Below are 1,437 nucleotides of genomic sequence, written 5' to 3' on the forward strand. Positions count from 1 at the left end.
CCCGGCGGTGACCTTGCCGGCCACCTCCGCCCAGTCGCCGTAGACGTGGTCGAAGTCGCCGCGCCGGTCACCGGTGCGCCCCGTGGTGTCGATGGTCGCGTGCAGGTCGGTCCGGCCGCCGTACGTCTCGTCGGGCTCCTGCCAGGGCCGGCCCACCGGTCGGGCCGCCTCGACGGCCAGCCCGGTCGCCGGATCGGCCAGCGCGCCGACGTGCGGCAGCAGGCGCGGATCCAGCCACGGATCGCCGGCCCGCACGTACTCGGGGTAGATCGTCAGCCGCTCGCGCAGGGTGAAGCCGGACTTCTCCGTGTGCCGGGCCAGCTCGTCGATCTGCGGCCAGGGACGCTCCGGGTTGACGTGGTCCGGGGTCAGCGGGGACACCCCGCCCCAGTCGTCGATGCCGGCGCGCAGCAGCAGGTCGTACTCGCCCGCGATGAGGTTCGGCGGGGCCTGGATCCGGGCCTTCGGCCCGAGCAGCACCCGGGCCACCGCCACCGTGGCGGCCAGATCGCGCAGTTCGGCGTCGGGCATCCCGCGCATCGCCGTGTCCGGCTTCGCGCGGAAGTTCTGCACGATCACCTCCTGGAGGTGGCCGTACTCGCGGTGCGCCCGGCGGATCGCGAAGATCGCGTCGACCCGCTCGGCCGGGGTCTCGCCGATGCCGATCAGGATGCCGGTGGTGAAGGGCACGCCGACCCGGCCCGCGTCGTCGAGCACCCGCAGCCGTACCGCCGGCTCCTTGTCCGGTGAGCCGAAGTGCGGGCCGCCCGGCTCCGACCACAGCCGCGTCGCCGTGGTCTCCAGCATCATCCCCATGCTGGGCGCGACGGGCTTGAGCCGCTGCAACTCCGACCAGGAGAGCACGCCCGGGTTCAGGTGCGGCAGCAGCCCGGTCTCCTCCAGCACCGCCACCGCGCAGGCGCGCAGGTAGTCCAGGGTGGAGTCGTAGCCGCGCTCGTCCAGCCACTGCCGGGCCGCCGGCCAGCGCTCCTCCGGCCGGTCGCCGAGCGTGAACAGGGCCTCCTTGCAGCCCTGCGCCGCGCCCGCCCGCGCGATGGCGAGGACCTCGTCCCGGTCGAGGAAGGCCGCCGGCAGCCGGTGCGGCACGGTCGCGAAGGTGCAGTAGTGGCACCGGTCCCGGCACAGCCGGGTGAGAGGAATGAAGACCTTCTTCGAGTACGTGACCACGCCCGGCCGCCCGGCCTCGCGCAGCCCGGCGTCGCGCACGGCGCCCGCCACGTCGAGCAGTTCGTCCAGCGCCCCGCCCCGGGCGGCCAGCAGCGCGGCGGCCTCGTCGACGTCGAGCGCCCGCCCGCTCGCGGCCCGGTGCAGTGCCCGCCGCACGCTCGCATCGGTCGGGCCGGGCACGGTGCGATCAACCATCCGCCCAGCCTAGGCGCTCATCCGCCCCATCCCACCTCACCCTCCCGGCCCACA

General features: G+C 74.9%; 1 protein-coding gene. It reads right to left on the reverse strand.

The window, feature by feature from the left end; translation table 11 throughout:
- On the reverse strand, positions 1-1,383 hold a 1,383-nt coding region (cofG, locus tag F6X68_RS32610; RefSeq protein ID WP_151457827.1), incomplete at its 3' end, for a 7,8-didemethyl-8-hydroxy-5-deazariboflavin synthase CofG.
- Positions 1,384-1,437 lie beyond the last annotated feature (54 nt).

The organism is Micromonospora sp. AMSO12t (genome assembly GCF_008806585.1).
Taxonomy (GTDB): domain Bacteria; phylum Actinomycetota; class Actinomycetes; order Mycobacteriales; family Micromonosporaceae; genus Micromonospora; species Micromonospora reichwaldensis.